General features: G+C 55.1%; 17 protein-coding genes and 1 pseudogene. 8 read left to right on the top strand and 10 right to left on the bottom strand.

Annotation, left to right across the window (positions count from 1 at the left end; all coding sequences use genetic code 11):
* Window positions 1-30: 30 nt before the first annotated feature.
* The 5 genes from ABIE29_RS11585 to ABIE29_RS11565 all read left to right on the top strand — a co-directional run bounded on the left by ABIE29_RS11585 (window position 31) and on the right by ABIE29_RS11565 (window position 8,374).
* A complete protein-coding gene (locus ABIE29_RS11585; protein ID WP_429618911.1) occupies window positions 31-4,020 on the top strand; it encodes a cellulose synthase subunit BcsC-related outer membrane protein in 3,990 nt (1,329 codons plus the stop codon).
* Between the two features lie 2 nt (window positions 4,021-4,022).
* Complete coding sequence (bcsD, locus tag ABIE29_RS11580; protein WP_429618910.1) at window positions 4,023-4,508, top strand: cellulose biosynthesis protein BcsD; 486 nt, start codon at window positions 4,023-4,025, stop codon at window positions 4,506-4,508.
* Between the two features lie 5 nt (window positions 4,509-4,513).
* On the top strand, window positions 4,514-5,569 hold the full coding sequence (locus tag ABIE29_RS11575) for a glycosyl hydrolase family 8 (protein ID WP_429619067.1): 1,056 nt from the start codon (window positions 4,514-4,516) through the stop codon (window positions 5,567-5,569).
* Between the two features lie 250 nt (window positions 5,570-5,819).
* Window positions 5,820-6,785: a 23S rRNA (adenine(1618)-N(6))-methyltransferase RlmF gene (rlmF, locus tag ABIE29_RS11570; protein ID WP_429618909.1), complete on the top strand. Its 966-nt coding sequence runs from the start codon at window positions 5,820-5,822 to the stop codon at window positions 6,783-6,785.
* A gap of 284 nt (window positions 6,786-7,069) precedes the next feature.
* Window positions 7,070-8,374, top strand: a complete 1,305-nt coding sequence (locus tag ABIE29_RS11565; RefSeq protein WP_429618908.1) for a methyl-accepting chemotaxis protein — start codon at window positions 7,070-7,072, stop codon at window positions 8,372-8,374.
* Between the two features lie 104 nt (window positions 8,375-8,478).
* Here the strand turns inward: ABIE29_RS11565 and glnQ are convergent, their stop codons facing one another.
* The 6 genes and pseudogenes from glnQ to ABIE29_RS11535 form a co-directional block, all read right to left on the bottom strand.
* Entirely contained in the window at window positions 8,479-9,201 is a 723-nt protein-coding gene (glnQ, locus tag ABIE29_RS11560; RefSeq protein WP_429618906.1) for a glutamine ABC transporter ATP-binding protein GlnQ, read from the bottom strand.
* Window positions 9,198-9,857, bottom strand: coding sequence for a glutamine ABC transporter permease GlnP (gene glnP, locus ABIE29_RS11555; RefSeq protein ID WP_021805129.1), 660 nt, complete (start codon window positions 9,855-9,857; stop codon window positions 9,198-9,200). The genes glnQ and glnP overlap by 4 nt, the downstream gene beginning before the upstream one ends.
* Before the next feature lie 114 nt (window positions 9,858-9,971).
* Window positions 9,972-10,715 carry a glutamine ABC transporter substrate-binding protein GlnH gene (gene glnH, locus ABIE29_RS11550; RefSeq protein ID WP_429618905.1) on the bottom strand — a complete coding sequence of 248 codons (744 nt, stop codon included), beginning with the start codon at window positions 10,713-10,715 and terminating at the stop codon, window positions 9,972-9,974.
* Window positions 10,716-11,052: 337 nt separating this feature from the next.
* Window positions 11,053-11,319, bottom strand: coding sequence for a DksA/TraR family C4-type zinc finger protein (locus ABIE29_RS11545; RefSeq protein WP_429618903.1), 267 nt, complete (start codon window positions 11,317-11,319; stop codon window positions 11,053-11,055).
* A 153-nt stretch (window positions 11,320-11,472) separates the two neighbouring features.
* Window positions 11,473-11,976, bottom strand: a complete 504-nt coding sequence (dps, locus tag ABIE29_RS11540; RefSeq protein WP_429618902.1) for a DNA starvation/stationary phase protection protein Dps — start codon at window positions 11,974-11,976, stop codon at window positions 11,473-11,475.
* A 364-nt stretch (window positions 11,977-12,340) separates the two neighbouring features.
* Window positions 12,341-12,592: pseudogene (locus ABIE29_RS11535) on the bottom strand (substrate-binding domain-containing protein); the annotation flags it as partial.
* Window positions 12,593-12,681: 89 nt separating this feature from the next.
* On the opposite strand from ABIE29_RS11535, the gene ABIE29_RS11530 reads away from it, so the two are divergent.
* On the top strand, window positions 12,682-13,230 hold the full coding sequence (locus tag ABIE29_RS11530) for a (d)CMP kinase (protein ID WP_429618901.1): 549 nt from the start codon (window positions 12,682-12,684) through the stop codon (window positions 13,228-13,230).
* Between the two features lie 36 nt (window positions 13,231-13,266).
* Here ABIE29_RS11530 and nanQ read toward each other — a convergent pair whose 3' ends face one another.
* Window positions 13,267-13,734: an N-acetylneuraminate anomerase gene (gene nanQ, locus ABIE29_RS11525; RefSeq protein WP_429618899.1), complete on the bottom strand. Its 468-nt coding sequence runs from the start codon at window positions 13,732-13,734 to the stop codon at window positions 13,267-13,269.
* A 131-nt stretch (window positions 13,735-13,865) separates the two neighbouring features.
* Window positions 13,866-14,753 carry a threonine/homoserine exporter RhtA gene (gene rhtA / locus ABIE29_RS11520; protein WP_429618898.1) on the bottom strand — a complete coding sequence of 296 codons (888 nt, stop codon included), beginning with the start codon at window positions 14,751-14,753 and terminating at the stop codon, window positions 13,866-13,868.
* A 393-nt stretch (window positions 14,754-15,146) separates the two neighbouring features.
* Between rhtA and ompX the strand changes: the two genes are divergently transcribed.
* Window positions 15,147-15,671, top strand: coding sequence for an outer membrane protein OmpX (gene ompX / locus ABIE29_RS11515; protein WP_429618897.1), 525 nt, complete (start codon window positions 15,147-15,149; stop codon window positions 15,669-15,671).
* Between the two features lie 112 nt (window positions 15,672-15,783).
* On the opposite strand, the gene ABIE29_RS11510 is transcribed toward ompX, so the two are convergent.
* Window positions 15,784-16,785 (bottom strand): nitrilase family protein, encoded by a 1,002-nt coding sequence (locus ABIE29_RS11510; RefSeq protein WP_429618896.1) that lies wholly within the window; start codon window positions 16,783-16,785, stop codon window positions 15,784-15,786.
* Between the two features lie 93 nt (window positions 16,786-16,878).
* On the opposite strand from ABIE29_RS11510, the gene ABIE29_RS11505 reads away from it, so the two are divergent.
* Window positions 16,879-17,754: a LysR family transcriptional regulator gene (locus ABIE29_RS11505; RefSeq protein WP_429618894.1), complete on the top strand. Its 876-nt coding sequence runs from the start codon at window positions 16,879-16,881 to the stop codon at window positions 17,752-17,754.
* Here the strand turns inward: ABIE29_RS11505 and ABIE29_RS11500 are convergent.
* Complete coding sequence (locus tag ABIE29_RS11500; protein ID WP_429618893.1) at window positions 17,737-18,267, bottom strand: GNAT family N-acetyltransferase; 531 nt, start codon at window positions 18,265-18,267, stop codon at window positions 17,737-17,739. The two genes, ABIE29_RS11505 and ABIE29_RS11500, sit on opposite strands and share 18 nt — an antisense overlap.
* Window positions 18,268-18,288 lie beyond the last annotated feature (21 nt).

Genomic DNA, 18,288 nt, shown 5'->3' with positions numbered 1-18,288 from the left:
TCTCGACCAGAAGCTAGACAGGAGCCACCAATGAACCTATTGCTGAAAAAGAAACTGTATTGGGTCTCTCTGGCCGGGCTGACGATTTTTTCGGTGTCAGCGTTGGCGGATGACAATAACCCGGCGCTGAAAGCCCTGTTTCAACAGGCGGCTTACTGGCATGACAAATCGCATGACGAGCTGGCCCAGGGGGCGTTGCAGAAAGTCCTGCTGATCGACGAGAACAACGCCGAGGCAATGTATCTGCTATCCCTGTATGCCATGCAGGGCGGGGATAAGGCCAAGGCCGAAATCTGGCGCAAAAAACTGAGCGCCGTCGCGCCTAACGATCCTCGTCTCCAGGCGTTGAGTAACACCGAAGCCGCTCCGTCGGTTTCCAAGAATCTGTTAGCACAGGCTCGGCAGTTGGCGGCCAAGGGGGAGTTTGCCCAGGCGGCTGCGGCCTATCAGACGGTGTTCAACGGCAAGACACCGATCGATAACCTTGCCAATGAGTATTACCTCACCCTGGCGGGGTCACCGGCGGGCAGGCAGGAGGCGATTGACGGCCTCAAACAGAGGCTGGCCATTCAGCCCAATGACACACAAACCCGCGTGGTGCTGGGCAAGGTGCTGACCTATCAGGAATCGACCCGCCGCGAGGGGATCGATATGTTGGCAGCAATGGCCCCAAGCAATAATGAGGCGGATCAGGCGTTGAAACAGGCGCTGCTGTGGCTGGCACCGCAACCGGCGGACAAGCCGCTGTATGATGCCTATCAGCAACGTCACCCGGCGGACAAGGCTGTGGCGGCCTATTATCAGCAGAATATTGCCGGCTCGGCCAAAGGCATTGGGTTCTCCGAACTGAATAAAGGGGATCTGGGCGGCGCCAAGGATCAGTTTGCCGCTATCCTGGCCAGCAACCCGAACGATGCGGATGCTCTGGCAGGGATGGGATTTACGGCGATGCGCAGTGGCGATTTTGCGCAGGCAGAAAACTACCTCACCCAGGCGGCAAAACAGGGCGGCCCACAGAGTGCGCAGTGGGGAGCGTTGGCTCAGGAAGCGGCGTTTTACGCGACACTGGACAAAGCCAAGCAGGCTGCCAACGCAGGGCAATTGGATGAAGCCCTGGCGATCAGTGCGCCCCTGAGCCGTGCCACAGGGGATAAAGGCAACGCGGCGACGCTGTTCCGGGCCGATCTGGCTCGTAAGAAAGGAGATTTCACCGCTTCCGAGCAGATGTATCGCGGCTTGCTGACGCAAAATCCGCAGAATAATGATGCCAGGCTGGGGCTGTATTATCTGTTGCAGCAACAGCGTGACAAAGGCCCGCAAGCTGCGCAGATACTGCAAACAATTCCCGCCGATCAACGGCCTAAAGTCCCGCAGGCGGTGGTAGGGGTGAATGTCGATCCCCAGCGCCGGCAGGCTGAGGCCGCCATGCAGAATGGCGATCCGCAGCGTGCGATGATGATCCTGCAACAGGCCCTGGAAAAGCAGCCCTCCAACGTTTGGGTGCGGCTGGATATGGCGCGCATCCTGAACAAACAGGGCCAAGAGTTGCAGGCGCAAACCCTGATCTCTCCGCTGATGCAGGTTGGCGCTTCGCCAGACAGCCTGTACGCGGCAGCGCTGTTTGCCTCAGAACGCAATGACTGGCTGAACGTTTCCACCCTGATGGCGCGTATCCCGCAAGGGAGGCAGAACAGCAGCATGCGGACATTGGCGGCCACCGCGTCGGCCAACCGGCAGCGAGCCAGCGCAGAGAACTATCTTCGTCAGGGCAATACGGCCAGCGCGGCAGTTATCTTGCGGCAGTTGGCGCAAAAACCGCCTACGGAACCCGCAGCCCTTGGGGAACTGGCGAAAGATTTGATGACGGTGGGGGATACCTCAACGGCGGTGCAACTGGTGCGTGACAACATGCGCCTGGGGGTTAAAGGCAATGCGGGTGATTACGCGGCCCAGATCGCGGTGCTCAATCAGGCCGGATTAAGCCTGGAAGCCGATGCTTGGCTGAATAACCCGGCGTTGCGGGCGCGCAGTTCAACCCGCGAGATTGGCCAACTGCGCAACGGCAGCGTGATCAATGAGGCGGATAAACTGCGTTTACAGGGGCAGTACAGCGCCGCGTATGACAAGCTGATCGGCGCGCTGCAAAACGATCCGCAAAATACCGATATCATGCTGGCGATGGGGCGTCTCTATCAGTCTGGCAATATGAACAAAGAGGCCGGGCAGGTTTACAACTACCTGCTCAGCCGTGACAGCCTGAACCAGGGGGCGCGCGAAGGCGCCGTTGGGGTCGCATTGTCCGATGGCGATGTTGATCGAGCCAAACAGTTGCTGCGCGGCTTGCCTGCGCTTAAAACGCCGGATCAGTTGCTGCTGGCGGCGCGCGTGGCTCAAGCGGACGGTAACTATCCACAGGCGATGGTGTTTTTGCGCGAGGCGAAAAACCGGGTCAATGGCGTAACCGGTGCGCCAGGCGGGGGGCCGGCAGTGATTGGCGGTTTGCGGCTGGCAGATAACCCGTTTGCCGCGCAGAGCACGGCGTCGTCGAGCGTGAATACCTCTTCCTCGGCTTACGGTGAGGTGCTGCCTTGGCAGGTTGCCGCCCCGGGTTACGCCCGCGCTCCAGCTGCGGTGGTGAAAGACCCGACCTTGCAGCAGATTGATAAGTTGATGGACGAGGTGCAGGGCAAGACCGCCACCTGGGTTCAGGGGAATATTTCGCTACGCGATAACAGCAGTGGTGAAAACGGCCTGAGTAACATCACGGAAGTGAGAAGCCCGATCACCCTGTCAGGCATGCCGTTCGATAATGGCAGGCTCAGTGTTGATGTGACGCCGGTGATGCTGAAATCCGGTACGCCATCCGACAGTGCCAACAGCCGCTTTGGTACCGGGGCGTTGCAACAGGCCAGGGCTATCGAGGCCGCGACTCAGGCCTCCGTCGTTGCTTCACAGACCTCGATTGCTGCCGCGCAGGCCGCCGATCTGCGTTATCAGCAACTGCATGCTACCCGCGATAGCCTGTGTTCGATTGACGCCACCTCGCCAGAGTGTGCTGCCGCAACGGTGGCGCAGGATCAGGCCTTTGCCGAAAGGCAGACGCTGGCTGGCCTGGTGACACAGCCGAAGACCTTTGGCCCGAACGATATCTATGCCGATTCACCGGGTCAGCAGCAAGATACCGGAGTAGAGCTGGCGTTAGCATTAAGCGGTGACAGCTATAAGCTGGACGTGGGCAGTACGCCGATGGGCAGCAGCATCAGCTCGGTAGTGGGTGGGGTGAAATGGTCGCCCAGGCTGACCGAGCATTCAACGCTGGATGTGACGCTTGAACGCCGCGCGGTAAAAGATAGCCTGCTCTCTTATGTCGGGACCGAAGATACCATCACCGGCAAGAAATGGGGGGCGGTGACCAAAAACGGCGGTGGCGTCAATCTTGGCTACGATGATGGCGTGCTCGGAGCTTACGGTGGCGCGGGGTATTACAGCTACATGGGTGATAACGTGGCCGATAACCATAGCGTAACCGGTATCCTGGGAGCCTACATCCGCCCTTATAAGGATGATGATAGCGAGCTGAAGGTGGGCGTTAACGTCAACTATATGGATTTTGACAAAAACCTCAGCTACTTCAGCTACGGCCAAGGGGGTTACTTCAGCCCGCAGGACTATCTCAGCATCTCGCTGCCGGTGGAATACACCAAAACACAGGATAACTTCACCTATATTCTGGGCGGCAACGTCGGCTATCAGACCTATAACAATCAGGAAAGCCTGTATTACCCGAACGATCCGGATCTCCAGTCTCAGTTGGAAAGTCTGGTCGGCCAGGGTTACGGCAAAGAGGCCAGATATGCCAGCGAAGACAAGAGTGGCATTGGCTACAGCCTGAAGGCGGGGGGAACCTATAAGGTCACGCCAAGCGTGTTGGTTGGGGGGCAGTTGGGTTATGACACTTTCGGCAGCTATTCCGAGAGCACGGCTTTGCTCTATTTTAAATATCTGTTAGATGGAAAATAACCATGCAAGATATTAACACTACCTGGTATGAGCTTGATTATTATCGCCAGCGTCAGTTTAAGGCGGGTTGGCAGGATCTGATCGAAGTGGTGTTCTCCGGCATTCTGGCTTCTGCCGATGATACGGACAGCCGGGATTTTCTGCGCTTGATGGGCAGCAACCTGGCGAAGAAGCAGCCGTTGCCGGAGGTGGAAACGCTGGGCGAGTTGGAGGATGCCCTCAATACCCTGCTACGTCAGTTTGACTGGGGCAGGGTGCAGATTGAGGCGAGTGGCGAACAGATGATCCTGACCCATTATGCTTACCCGCACAGTGCCGATCCGGCCAACGAGGACGTCTGGGCACTCTCTTTTGCCACGGTACTCGAGGGGGCATATGACGCCTGGTTGCTGGCTCAGGGCGGTGAACCGCATGTTTCCCTGCGCTGGCGCAGCCCGGCCAAGGATAACACCCTGGTCTTTTGCTATAGAACCGAGCAGCGAAGGTAAATATGATGATGAAAAGCAGGTTTGGTAGGCTCCGCGTATTCCTGCTTTGGCTGGGGTTGGTGCTGTCCCTTGGTGCCGAAGCTGCCGACAGCGGTTGGGCGCAATACAAACAGCGTTTTCTATTAGCTGACGGGCGGATTGTCGATACCGGCAATAACAACGTCAGCCATACCGAAGGGCAAGGTTTTGCCATGCTGTTGGCGGTCCACAATAACGACCGTCCCGCATTTGACAACCTCTGGCAATGGACCCGCAACACCCTGTATCGCCAGGATCTCGGCCTGTTTTCCTGGCGCTATGAGCCGGAGAAGACCGTGCCGATAGCCGATAAAAACAATGCCACCGATGGCGATATCCTAATCGCCTGGGCCTTGTTGGAGGCGGGGAAACGCTGGAATGTGCCTGCCTACCTAGCCTCCTCGGCGCAGATACAGCAAGCCCTGCTCAAACATACCGTGATCGACTACGCCGGTTATCGAGTGATGTTGCCTGGTGCTAGCGGTTTCAGGCAGAGCGGTTCGGTGATCGTTAATCCTTCCTATTTTATCTTTCCCGCCTGGCACGCATTTTACCAGGAAAGCCATTTGCCGGTGTGGAAAAAGCTCATCGACGATAGCATGACCATGGTCAGCAGAATGCGCTTTGGCAAACAGCATCTGCCCAGCGACTGGGTCACGCTACAGGCCAATGGGCAAATGGCTCCGGCCAGCGACTGGGCGCCGCGATTTGGGTTTGATGCGGTGCGGGTTCCGCTCTATCTCTATTGGGACAAGGCCGACAGCCTGTCACTGAGTCCCTTTGCCAGCTTTTGGCGCGGCTTTGATCGCCGGGCGACACCGGCCTGGCTGGATGTGCTTAGCGGCCAGCGCTCCGAGTATAATCAAAGCCCGGGAATGAGGGCGGTCAGGGATCTGACGGTGGGAGATCGGGGGCCGCTGAAAGATCGCCTGGCACCCGATGAGGATTACTACTCTGCCAGCCTGCACCTGCTGGCCTACTGGGCACAGCGCAGCCAGCTTGTCCCCTCACCCCAACTCTCTCCCACAGGGAGAGGGAGCTGATAGCCCCTGCTCGTTTGGAAGTAAAGAAGTAGCCTCAGCAAACTCGATCTCCCCCCTCATCTAAGGTGAGTCACTCTAACTTCAAGCCAACTCGATCGGTCCCCTCTCCTTGGGGAGAGGGTTAGGGTGAGGGGCGTTGCACCGCTCCCGTAATCCTACCATTTTGGCGCATTTCACCTCAGCGGCAAGCGCCTCGCCGGGCTTTATGCTATCTTACGCGCCAGAAAACCCTTTCAGAGAGCCCGTCACGGTGGAAAAAAAGAAAAGTTTCCCGCAGCAGAAAAGCGGCCTGCATCCGCGCAATCGCCATCGCTCACGCTATGATTTCCCTACCTTGATCGCCACCTGCCCGGGATTGGAACCCTTTGTGAAGCCCAACGCCTGGGGCGATATCTCGGTGGATTTCGCCGATCCTGCCGCGGTGAAAATGCTCAACCGTGCCTTGCTGATGCACTTTTACGGCATCGAACATTGGGATATCCCGGCCGACTATCTTTGCCCACCGATCCCGGGTCGTGCCGATTATCTGCATCACCTGGCCGATCTGCTGGCGACCAGCAACGGCGGTGAGATCCCGCGTGGTAAAGGCGTGGCGATCCTGGATATCGGCGTGGGGGCCAACTGTATTTACCCGATCATCGGCCAGCGCGAATATGGCTGGCGCTTTACCGGCTCGGAAACCGATCCGGTCTCGCTGGGGGCTGCCAAGATGATTGTGGCCATGAACCCGACGTTAAAAAATACCGTGCGCCTGCGCCAGCAGAAACAGCTGGAGTGTATCTTCAACGGCATTATCGGCGTTGCCGAGCGCTTCGATGCCACCTTATGTAACCCACCGTTCCACGGTTCCGAGCAGGAAGCGCGCGCCAGCACCCGCCTCAAGTTGCATAAGTTGGGCAAAGGGAATGTAGCAGAAAAGCCGGTACAGAACTTCGGTGGCAAGAACAACGAACTGTGGTGCGAAGGAGGTGAAGAGGCCTTTGTGCGCAAGATGGTGGAAGAGAGCGTCGGCAAAGCGAAGAACTGCCTGTGGTTCACCTCGCTGATCTCGAAAAACACCACGCTGCCTGCCATTTACTATGCGCTCAAGCAGGCCGGGGCCGCGGAGGTGCGCACCATCGAAATGGCACAGGGGCAGAAGATTAGCCGCTTTGTGGCCTGGACCTTCCTTGATGCCGAACAGCAAGCCGCCTGGGCGGCAGAGCGCTGGCAGTAATTGCCCGACCGTTGCCAGCGATCGGGCTGGCAACGATTATTTATTCTGTCATTCCTTTCATTCTGTCTGGCTTGCGTTATCCTCAATACTGTTAATAAAATCCCAAGTTTATAATTAGTTAAAAAAACAATAATTACCTAGCTTAACAACCGTTTTTATCCAGTTAATCTGGAGCATTGTCGTGCGCAATGTTCAGGGCGATAGCGCGCTTACTGGCGAGCAATAGATGCAGAAAAAATAGAGAGTGCTTGCCGTTAACTCCATCTGCCAGAAGGATTCACCCGATGTTTTTAAACCTCCGTCAGACAAGCAGCCCGTGGCGTGCCGAATTGGACGCCATTGAAGATGCGGTAGCGATGATCGTATTTAAACCCGACGGCACTGTATTACGTGCCAACGATCTGTTCTTGCAAACTATGGGGTTTGAGCGCCAGGAAGTCATTGGTCAGCATCATCGTATTTTCTGCGATCAAAGCTATGTCGCCAGCCCGGCCTATCAGCGGCATTGGCAAAGGTTAAATAGCGGCGAGTCCATTACCGATAATATCAGGCGTATTCGCAAGGACGGTGAAGTGGTCTGGCTGCAGGGAACTTATACCCCGGTGTTAAATAAGCACGGTGAGGTGGTGGAGATCATCAAGATCGCCAGCGAGGTGACCAGCCGTATCACTCAGGCCCAGGAGCATCAGAGTCTGTTAACGGCGCTGAATCGCTCAATGGCGATGATCACCTTCTCGCCAACCGGCATTATTCTGGATGCCAACGACAATATGCTCGATCTGATGGGCTATCGGCTGGAAGAGGCACGCGGCCAGGCGCACAGCATACTTTGTACGCCGGAGTTCGCCGACTCTGACGAATATCATCAGCATTGGCAACGGCTGGCCCAGGGGGAGTTTTTGACCGGGCGTTTCGAGCGCATCAACCGGCGTGGGGAGCGAGTATGGCTGGAGGCCAGCTATAACCCAATCATCGACAATGAAGGGCGGGTATTAAAGGTGGTGAAAATCGCCCAGGACATCACCCGCCAGACTTTCCAACAGCAGCATGAAGAGGAAATGGTGCGAAATGTCCACCATCTCTCCATGGGGACCGATAAAACCGCTGCTCAAGGGGCGATCATTGTTCAGCAGGCGGTGCAGGGCATGCAGCAGGTAGAGGTGGCCGCGCGGCAGACCTCGGACGTGGTCAGCGACCTGGGGCGCTGTTCGCAACAGATTGGCAATATGGTTGAGGCGATCCGCAAAATTGCCGCCCAGACCAATCTACTGGCGATTAACGCCTCGATCGAAGCGGCGCATGCGGGTGAGCATGGGCGCGGTTTCTCGGTAGTGGCTAATGAGGTGCGTACCTTGGCCGAGCAGTCCCGTAAAGCCGCCAGCGAGATTGAGCAAGTCACCAAAACCATTCAGCAAGGGGTAACGGCGGCGATCAACAAGATGGTGACCTGTGTGGAGCAGGCGGGCGGCGGCGTGGCGCTGGCCAAGGATGCCGGTGAGGTGATCAATCAGGTCAATGTGGGTATGCAGGACGTGGTCAAGCTGATGCAGGCGTTTACCTCGGTAAAACAGAGCGATGTGATCCACTGAGGCCCTGTAAAGTTGCATACTGTTAAACGGGCGCAGCGAGCGAGCATGTGATTGAGCAACATTGCCATCAATAAAAAGCCCCTTACGGGGCTTTTTATGTTGCTTCAGGAAACGTGCTGCAAGAACTCGCGCAGGCGTGGGCTTGGCGGGTTGTTGATCAGGTCATGAGGGTTGCCATCTTCGGCGATCCGGCCTTTGTCGATAAAGATCAGGCGTGAGGCCACTTTTTCGGCAAAGCCGACTTCGTGAGTCACGATTACCATCGTCATGCCTTCTTCGGCCAAATCCTGCATGACCTTCAGCACCTCGTGACGCAATTCCGGATCGAGCGCCGAGGTTGGCTCATCGAACAGCATCATTTTAGGCTTCACCGCCAACGCCCGGGCAATAGCTACACGTTGCTGCTGCCCACCCGAAAGCTCGGAAGGGTAGTGGTGAGCACGTTCGGCCAGGCCCACCTTGGCTAACAGCACGCGCGCATGCTTCTCGGCTTCTGCCTTCTTCATACCCCGTACGCGGATCGGGCCAAAGGCGACGTTTTCCAGCGCCGTCAGGTGCGGGAACAGGTAGAACTGTTGGAACACCATACCGGCTTCCTGACGGATCAGGCGGTCGTCCACCTTCGGATCGTTCACCCTCAGGCCGTCGACTACCAGTTCACCGCTGGTGATCTCTTCCAGCTTGTTGATGCAGCGCAGCAGGGTTGATTTACCGGAACCAGAAGGCCCGATGATCACCACCACTTCACCTTGTTTGATGTTCAGGTCGATATTGTGCAGCACCTGGGTCTGGCCGAAGTGCTTGGAGACGTTGTTAAATTCAATCACAGGATTTTCATCCTTCTTTCCAGACGACGCAGCACGAAGCTAAGCATCAGGGTAATAATCAGGTACACCACCGCAACGGCGCTCCAGATTTCCAGCGCGCGGAAGTTACCGGCAATGATTTCCTGCCCCTGTCGGGTCAGTTCCGCTACCCCGATCACGATGAACAGCGAAGTATCCTTGATGCTGATGATCCATTGGTTACCCAGTGGCGGCAGCATACGGCGCAGTGCCAGCGGCATGATCACATAGCGGATGGTCTCGCGGCGTGACAGCCCCAGCGCCAGCCCGGCCTCACGGAAACCGCTGTGGATCGACAACACCGCACCACGGGTAATTTCCGCAATGTAGGCGCCCGAGTTGATCATGATGGTGACCACGGCGGCGGTGAAAGGATCGATGCGGAAATCGCTAAAGGCCATGGGCAGGGCGAAGTAGATAAACATCACCTGTACCACAATCGGCGTACCGCGGATCACTTCAATGAATACCAGTGCCACATGGTTGGCGATCCAGCCGCCATAGGTGCGGGCGAAACCGGCAACCAGGCCGATGATCAGGCCACCAATCAGACCGAGGACCGAAATCCACAGGGTCATCTTGGCGCCTTCTAACAAAATTGGGATGGCGGGCCAAATGGCGCTCCAGTCGAATTGCATAGTGTTATCTCCCGGTGATCCCAAGCAAGGGGATCAATAAACAACAAAGCACAGGGGGCGGGTACACCTCCCCTGTGCTCAATTAATAACTTATTGGCTTATTAACTTCATCAATTACTTAGGTTCGGTACCAAACCATTTTTTGTAGATTTCGTTGTAAGTCCCGTTGTCGCGCAGCGTTTTCAGCGCGCCGTTGACCTTTTCACGCAGCTCGTCGCTGCCTTTCGGGAAGGCGATGCCATACTGCTGGGCTTCTAGGGATTCGCCTACGGTTTTGAACTTGCCAGCACCTGCGGTTTTGATGAAGTACAGGATGTTTGGCGTATCGTGCAGCACGGCGTCAGCACGCTTGGTGCCCAGTTCCATATAGGCGTTGTCGATGTTCGGGAACTGGCGCAGATCTTTGGTTTTGATGTGCTGCTTGGCGTAATCCACCGAGCCGGTGCCACTCTTCACTGCCACCACTTTGCCATCCAGATCCTGAATGCCTTTCACGCTGTCGTTGTTAGCGTTGACCATCACCAGCAGACCGCTTTTGTAGTAGCCATCGGAGAAGTCGATCGCTTTTTTGCGTTCGTCGGTAATGGTGATACCGGCCAGCGCCAGATCGACGTTCTTGGTTTGCAGCGCAGGAATGATGCCGCTAAAGTCCATTGGCTTCAGGGTGTAATCCAGCTTCAGCTCTTTGGCAATCGCCGCCCACAAGTCGATATCGAAACCGACGTATTGGTCACCTTGTTTGAATTCAAACGGCACGAAAGCGGTGTCCGTGGCGACAACCAGCTTGTCAGCAGCGTGAGAGCTAACGGCGAAGGCCAGGGAAAGTGCGGCCAGGGAAACTTTAAAAATAGACTTCATGAGAGGAATTCCTGTACAGGTTGCGGATTACCCATTTTTTATGTTGCATTTTGTGCTATGGAAGAATCGTGCCAAGTTTGCAATCATTATAAAAACAAGGGGTTGTGTTGTGATGTTGGGTTTGCATAGCCAATTATAATTTTTATGCACCATTGGTGGGCACCAAAATGGTGCATCGCGCCCGTGGTGGTGCAACTGCGCTATCATCAACTAAACAATAGCCGGGAAACAACCGATAATTAACAATTATCGATCAATAATGATAACTAACTCTAACTTTATAGCCATAGTCCGATTTCATTTGGTGCAAACTGAGGTGTTTGGAAGGGAAGTAGGGTTAACGCAGCTGGCTGTCTTTGCTGCCCCGACGATTGAACAGGCTGCTGCTAGCCTGTTTTTTATCCATCTCCGCCTGACAGTTGACACAGTAACGCACCCCTTGCAGCGCCAGACGCCGGGCTTCGGGGATCTCTGTGCCACATTCCTGGCAATAGCGTTCGCTTTCGCCGTGGCCGAGTGCCTGACGAGCACGTTGCACGGCATCATCTACCGTTGAGTCAATTTGATCCTGCACCGCGCCGTCCGCTGTCCATCCGCCTGCCATGCTCACCTCACTATTAACCTGTGAATGTTTGCAACTCCGATTGGATCATCTTCAGTGTAATCCAGCCTGTTTTTTATACAACTCGGCTTGCAGATAAAAAAACAGGCTGGGGCAAGGCCCACAACCCGTTGTTTCGCGCAAAGATGCCTGGTGTTATTCGATATTGGATTCGATAAACCACAAGAATTTGTCCAGATCGCGCGATGCGGCGGTGAACATGTCTGCGGTGTCTTCATCCGGAACTTCCGTGATGGCTTGGCGGATGTCGTTGGCGACGGCTGCATAACGATCGGCCAGCGCTTTCAGGTGATCCTGCACGCTGTGAATATTGGTCGGATAGCTTTTCAGCGGGGTTTTGTCATTCACCACCTGTACCGTACCCAGCGCTACGCCACCGAGCTGTACGATACGTTCGGCAAATGTATCTTGATGGTCGTTGATGGCGGTGCGGAAGCCATCGAGCATTTCATGTACGGCAATAAAATTGGCACCACGCATGTTCCAATGCGCCTGCTTGGTGATCAACGACAGATCGATAAACTGCACAACCTGATGGTTTAGCGCCTTGATTGCGGCCTGCTTGGTTTGCTCATCCACGTCATTACGGGTGTACAACAGGTCAGAAGATTTCGTTTTCACCAGTTTAGCGGTACTCATATAGATATCCTCTTCTTGATGGGTGTAATCCTATTTTGTTACGGGAGAAATTATAGCAGATTAATTTTATTTTTCAGGGCGAAAAGGGCGATTAAATAAATAGGTAATAACCACTGGCTATTTTGCGCAGAAAGGTGTTTGGCATATTTTATGATTTATGAGGTGTTGATAATAAACGTTTTTCAAGATGTTAGAGGGGAGGTTAAGAACCCCCGGTTTATAATAAACACCGATTGGAGGGATATTTCAGTGTGCAATTATTGCAGGGTGTTTCTTGGCGTTAAAATAGGGCTTGTTTTTTCCATTAATTCATATTGATAGCCAATTATTTCCAGGGTATGCGCCGGAACTATTTTTTGTACAATCACAGGTTGCTATGGATCGAGTCTCTGTTGAGCAAGGGCGCGGGTATTTTGACCGTATCGGTCTGCGTCTTGCCCTGGATAATATGCAGCGCAGCATGACGACCTATTTCGTAATGCGGTAGTTGTACCGTCGAGAGCGGCGGTAAGAATAGCTCGCCAATGCCGACCATATTGTCGTAACCCACGACGGCCACATCTTGCGGGATGCGCAGGCCCTGCGCCAGTAGCGTCTGATAGACCATAAAGGCGATATTCTATAAACCTTCATGAGTGAAATTTAGCAGACCTATTGTAATATCAGGTGTCTATCAGTCAGTTAAAATGGATATCGACGGAAAGCATGAAAATTAATGTGGTGGGCACCAGCGGCAGCGGTAAAAGCACCGTTGCCCGCCAATTGGCGCAAAAGCTGGCCGTACCCTATATCGAGATGGATAAGCTTTACTGGCGGCCAAACTGGCAAAATGCTTCAGATGACGAGTTCTTGCAACTGGTCGAACAGGCGTTGATATCAGCGCGTACGGGATGGGTATTGGATGGCAACTATACCCGGACCAAAGCCGTGAAGTGGCGGGACGTTGACTGGGTTGTCTGGGTTGACTACGGATTCTGTCGCACACTGTGGCAGGCGGTTCGCCGTGCATCGGTGCGGGCTTGGCACAAGACTGAGCTTTGGTCCGACACCGGCAATTGCGAGAGCTTTCGCCGCTCTTTCTTTAGCCGTGAGTCGATCATCCTGTGGACCATCAAAACCTACCGCAAGAATCGTATGCGGTATCTTGCAGACCAGCAAGATGCAGCCAATCGCCATATCCGTTTTATCCAACTGCGTTCTCCGGCAGAAACGGCCGCTTTCTTGGCCAGTTTGCCAGAGGTGGCTGGAAAATAGGCTATTGAGCCGATCGGCAGACCGGCTCCAGGAAGGTTACAACAGCAGTTCGTAGTGGACTTTCACCACCACTTTCTTGATGTTTTTTGGCTCCGCTATCTGGCAGCCGGGTTTGTGTGGCTCTAGCGGGAAGAAGATCACATACATGCCCGGCGTCAGGTTCAGGGTTTGCGGGTTACGTTTGATATCCAGCCATTGCAGATCTTTGCTTTCATCATAAGGATCGCTGCTGTCCCAACTGTCTGGCAGGCCAAAATCGATCCGCTCTTCGCCGCCGATCAGGATCTGGATATCCAGATACTCCTGGTGGAGCTCGGCGCGTTTGCTTTCCGCCGGTTCCGTCGTCAGCTCCATCACGTTCATAAACACCCTATCGCCATCGATTTCATGCCGCCCTAACGGCAGGCCAGGCAAATCATACTGACGCACGGTATTGAGGATATTGGCTAAAGCGGGTGAGAGGCCGCGTCCGAAGCGGGGGTTGTACAAACTGCCATAGATCATCCTGATTCTCCCAAATATAATAGACCTGCTTTGAGTATGTCTATTATTGTTCAGGAAAAAAGTTAACTGGCTTGCAATCATGCAATCTTTTGAACGCGGCGCCGGGGATTTGCCACCAGACGCCAGCGGGATCACGAGAGGCTTTCAACCTGTGGCTTGGGTTTGATGGTTAACGTGGCCCCCATGGAGGCGGTAATGATGGCGGCCAATGCCAACCATTGCGTTTGGTTAAGATGTTCGTTGAGGAAGATCATGCCGGAAAGGGCGGCCATTGCCGGTTCCAGGCTCATCAGGGTGCCAAAGGTACGGGCAGGGATCTTGGGTAATGCGATAATTTCCAACGAGTAAGGCAACGCGGTAGACAGCACCGCGACGGCCAATGCCAGCGGTAGAATATCCACGTTCAACAGCGTGCTGCCGGCTTGCCAGGCACCGATCGGGCAGAACACGATGGCGGCGATCAACGATCCCACGGCTACCGTGCCCGGCCCGTGATCTCCCCCGGCCTTCTGGCCGAAAATAATGTATACCGCCCAGCAGGCACCGGCACCCAACGCACAGGCGGCCCCCACGGGATCGATACTGCCCATATCGTGGCCAAGCGGCAGCAGGAACCACAAACCGGCAATGGCCAGCGCCACCCAGATAAAATCGATCGGGCGGCGGGAAGAGAACATCGCTACCGCCAGCGGGCCGGTAAATTCCAACGCCACCGCAATGCCCAGCGGCACCGTGCGTAATGAAAGATAAAACAGGTAGTTCATCGCCCCCAGTGACAGACCATAGATCAGCAATGGCAACCGACTACCGGCGGCGAAGCGCATGCGCCACGGGCGGAAAATGATAAACAGGATCAGCGTACCGATGCTCAGGCGCAGGGTGGTGATGCCTTCGGCACCCACCAGCGGGAACAGGCTTTTGGCTAATGAAGCCCCGCTCTGGATCGAGATCATTGCAATGATCAGTAAACACACGGGCACCAGCGCGGAAGACGCTTTAGTGGTTACAGACGAAGACATCCTTTCTGGCCTTATGGAACTCCCCAGCGCCTGGGAAGGTATTGAGAACAGGTGTTGCACAGTGTAAAGGAATTGGCAGCAAGGTGTTGGCGAAAAACGAGGGGCTGGGATGAATCGGTCAAAAATATGCGCCAACCGGGTGCAAACAACCAATAAGTGCGCTTTTTTTAAGAGTATTCTGTAACTTGGGTAGGTGATTAACGTCACAAAAAGGAGTAAAATCCGCGAAAAATGCAGTAAAATTAGTGTGCTATAGTGTTCTTGAAATCTTCTGTTACACGATACAAAGATTTAGACACTCATTTAAAGGCAGAGTTTCACGCTAATTTTTGCTATATTTTCAATGTATGAGAAATTGAAGCACTTTAATAATAAAACGCGTTTGAGGTGGTTATGAAAAAAATTGCATGTCTTTCCGCAGTAGCAGCTTGTGTACTGGCCGTAACAGCAGGTACCGCATTTGCTGGTGAGAGCACCGTGTCAGCTGGCTATGCCCAGGGCGATCTCCAAGGCGTTGCCAACAAGGCCGACGGTTTCAACCTGAAGTACCGTTACGAGTTCGACAACAATCCACTGGGTGTGATCGGTTCTTTCACCCACCTGGAAAAGAACGGTTCTGAAGACGGCTTCTACAACAAAGCACAATACAACTCCATCACTGCTGGCCCGGCTTATCGTTTCAACGATTGGGCGAGCATCTACGGTGTGATCGGTGTGGGCTATGGTAAATTCACTTCCAACGCTCAAAACGGTAACAACAACAACAACAACAACACCAGCGACTACGGTTTCAGCTACGGTGCTGGTCTGCAGTTCAACCCAATGCAACAGGTTGCTCTGGACGTGGGTTACGAGCAGAGCCGTATCCGCAGCGTTGACGTTGGCACCTGGAACGTGGGCGTAGGTTACCGCTTCTAAGATTTCCCCATGCCTTCGGGCATGAGCGTGTGGCCTGGTTGGTCATGCCCAATGAAAATCCGCCTTTTAGGGGCGGATTTTTTTTGCCGGTAACCGACATCCGACTGCGTAATTAATCCATTGATTTATTTGGCTTGCCCAAAACCGTGGTCGGTTGCAATGAAAAACGCGCCGTACGGGGAGCGCGCTCATATCCCTGTGGCTCGGTAAGCAGCCCATAGAGCTCTGGCCGACGGCCATGGATCCAACGCCGCCCGCTGCTCATGGGGATTAAGCCCAGATCCAGATCGGCGGTGACCATGGCATCCTGCGCCGTCCAGGTCTCTGACAGGATACGGCCATAAGGGTCCAGCAGCATCGCATTGCCGGTGCGCACCTCATCATCGTCGCGTCCCACGCCGTTGCTGAACAAAATAAACAGGCCATTATCATGGGCGCGGGAGGGTAGCCAACGCAGCAGCCAACCGCGGCCAGTTTCGCCGCGAAAAGCCTCTTCGATCGCCGCCGGATTTTCTTTACGTTGTTGCCATAGCGCCAGCGGTATCGGCTTCATGCCGTGCGGGCTGCGTGAATTTGTCCCCCCGGTCTGGTGAGGGGCGAACAGGATATCGGCACCCAACAGCGTGGTGGCACGGGCGTTCTCCACCAGGTTGTTGTCCCAGCAGATCAGGATCCCCATGCGTACGCCCCAAGGGGTATCAAACACGGTATAACTATCGCCTTTAACGATGAGTGGATGTTCAAAAGGATGGAGTTTGCGGTGAACATGGGTTTGGCCATCCGGCAGGCAAACCGCATAAGCGTTGTACAGTTGGCCGTCTTCACCCAGCTCAATCAACCCAACGCCGATGGCCATCCGATACCGTTCAGCCAGCGGGCGGATGCGTGCCAGCGAGGGGCTGGTGGCGATAGGCTCAGCCAGCGCGGTAATTTCGCTGTCGGCCAGATGGCGTACGTGCCAATAACCGGTAATGCACATTTCCGGGAAGGCGAGGACCTGTACGTTGTCGGCGGCGGCCTGGACGATAAAGTTTTCCATAACGCCGAGATTGTAGTTCTTGTCGTTGGCGCGGTGTTGAAATTGTACCGACGCAGCACGAAGGGTCGTGGTCATAGCAAGCTCCTGTGGGGTTTTTGTTCGCTAATTACAGCAGCCGCATCGATTACTGTATAATCAATTAAAATCCTCTTTTGATAACCTATTGGAATGGATAATCGTCAACTACGCGCCTTTGTCGCATTGGCCGAACTGGGGCGCTATCACCTGGCTGCCGAGCGGCTGTGCATCACTCAGCCAGCGCTGAGTAAGCAAATTCAAGCCATCGAACTACACCTGGGCACCCGCCTGTTTGAACGGGGCCGCCAAGGTGCTCAACTGACGGCCAACGGTGCAGCTCTGCTCCCCAGAGCGCGGGAATTATTGAGCCAACACGAGCAGTTTCATCTGTATGCGTTGCAGGTGGTGAAGGGGGAAACCGGGCGTCTGGCCTTAGGTTTTGGGCTTTCCAGTTTTCATCTGGCACCACAGTGGGTGGCGGCATTTCGTCAGCGCTTTCCGGCGGTGGTGGTTGGCCTGGAGGATCTTCCTTCGGAACGGCAATGCCAATTGTTGCTAAGCGGCGATCTACAGGCTGGATTTGTACGCTTGCCCGTTGTTGCTCCCTTGCAGGTACAGCCTTTGTTGAACGATCGGCTGGTGCTGGCCGCGCCGCGAACGATGGCATTGCAGGAGGAGAACCTGCTGGCGGATTTCCACCGTTATCCTCTGTTGCAGCTGGAACCTTCGCGTGGCCGAGGGTTGAGTGAGCAGGCGCTGCGTTTTATTGCCGCTCAGGGGCTGCGGGCCAACGTGGTGCAGCAGGCAGAGGACATCCAGACCTTGCTGGCGCTGGTGGCCGCGGGGATAGGCGTGGCGCTGTTGCCGCAAAGCATTGCGTTTATTGCCCCGGCCGGGGTCGATATTCTGCCGTTAAGCGGCGAGCAGACGCAGTGGCAGGTTGGGCTGGCGTGGAACCCGCAGCGGCCTGATGCGCTACGGGATAATTTTATCCAGGGTATCTTGAACTCAGAGCGGTCGGTATAACACCACCGTTGGCAACTGGTGGTATTCGCTGCGGTGGCTTGCCACAAAGCCGACTTTCTTCGCCAGGCCAAGCGAAGGGCGATTATCCGGCGAGATGATACACACGACTTTGTCCTGTGAGAAATTTTCTTTGGCCCAGACCAGCGCGGCGTTCAAGGCTTCGGTGGCATAGCCTTTGCCATGCGCGGAGGTGACCAGCGTCCAGCCCATTTCCGGTACGTCGAGTGCGGGTTGGATATCACGGTGAAAATCCGCGAAGCCAATCCCGCCAATATACCTGCCGCTGCTTTTCTCCCGCACCGCCCAGTAGCCATAACCCAGCAATTGCCAGTGGCCGATGTAGCGCAGCAGGCGTCCCCAGCTGTCCTCCCTGTCGCGTGGCGTGCTGCCGATATAGCGCACTACCGCAGGATCGGCCCACATGGCGGCCAAATCATCAAAATCTTCCAGCCGGTGGGCATCCAGGATCAGACGCTCGGTGATCAAGGTGGGGGCAACGGTGTGAGTGGTCATGGCTCAGCCTCCTGAACAAGG

The organism is Serratia sp. 2723 (assembly GCF_050434425.1).
Lineage (GTDB): Bacteria > Pseudomonadota > Gammaproteobacteria > Enterobacterales > Enterobacteriaceae > Chania.
This window is presented reverse-complemented; position numbering and strand designations above follow the sequence as displayed.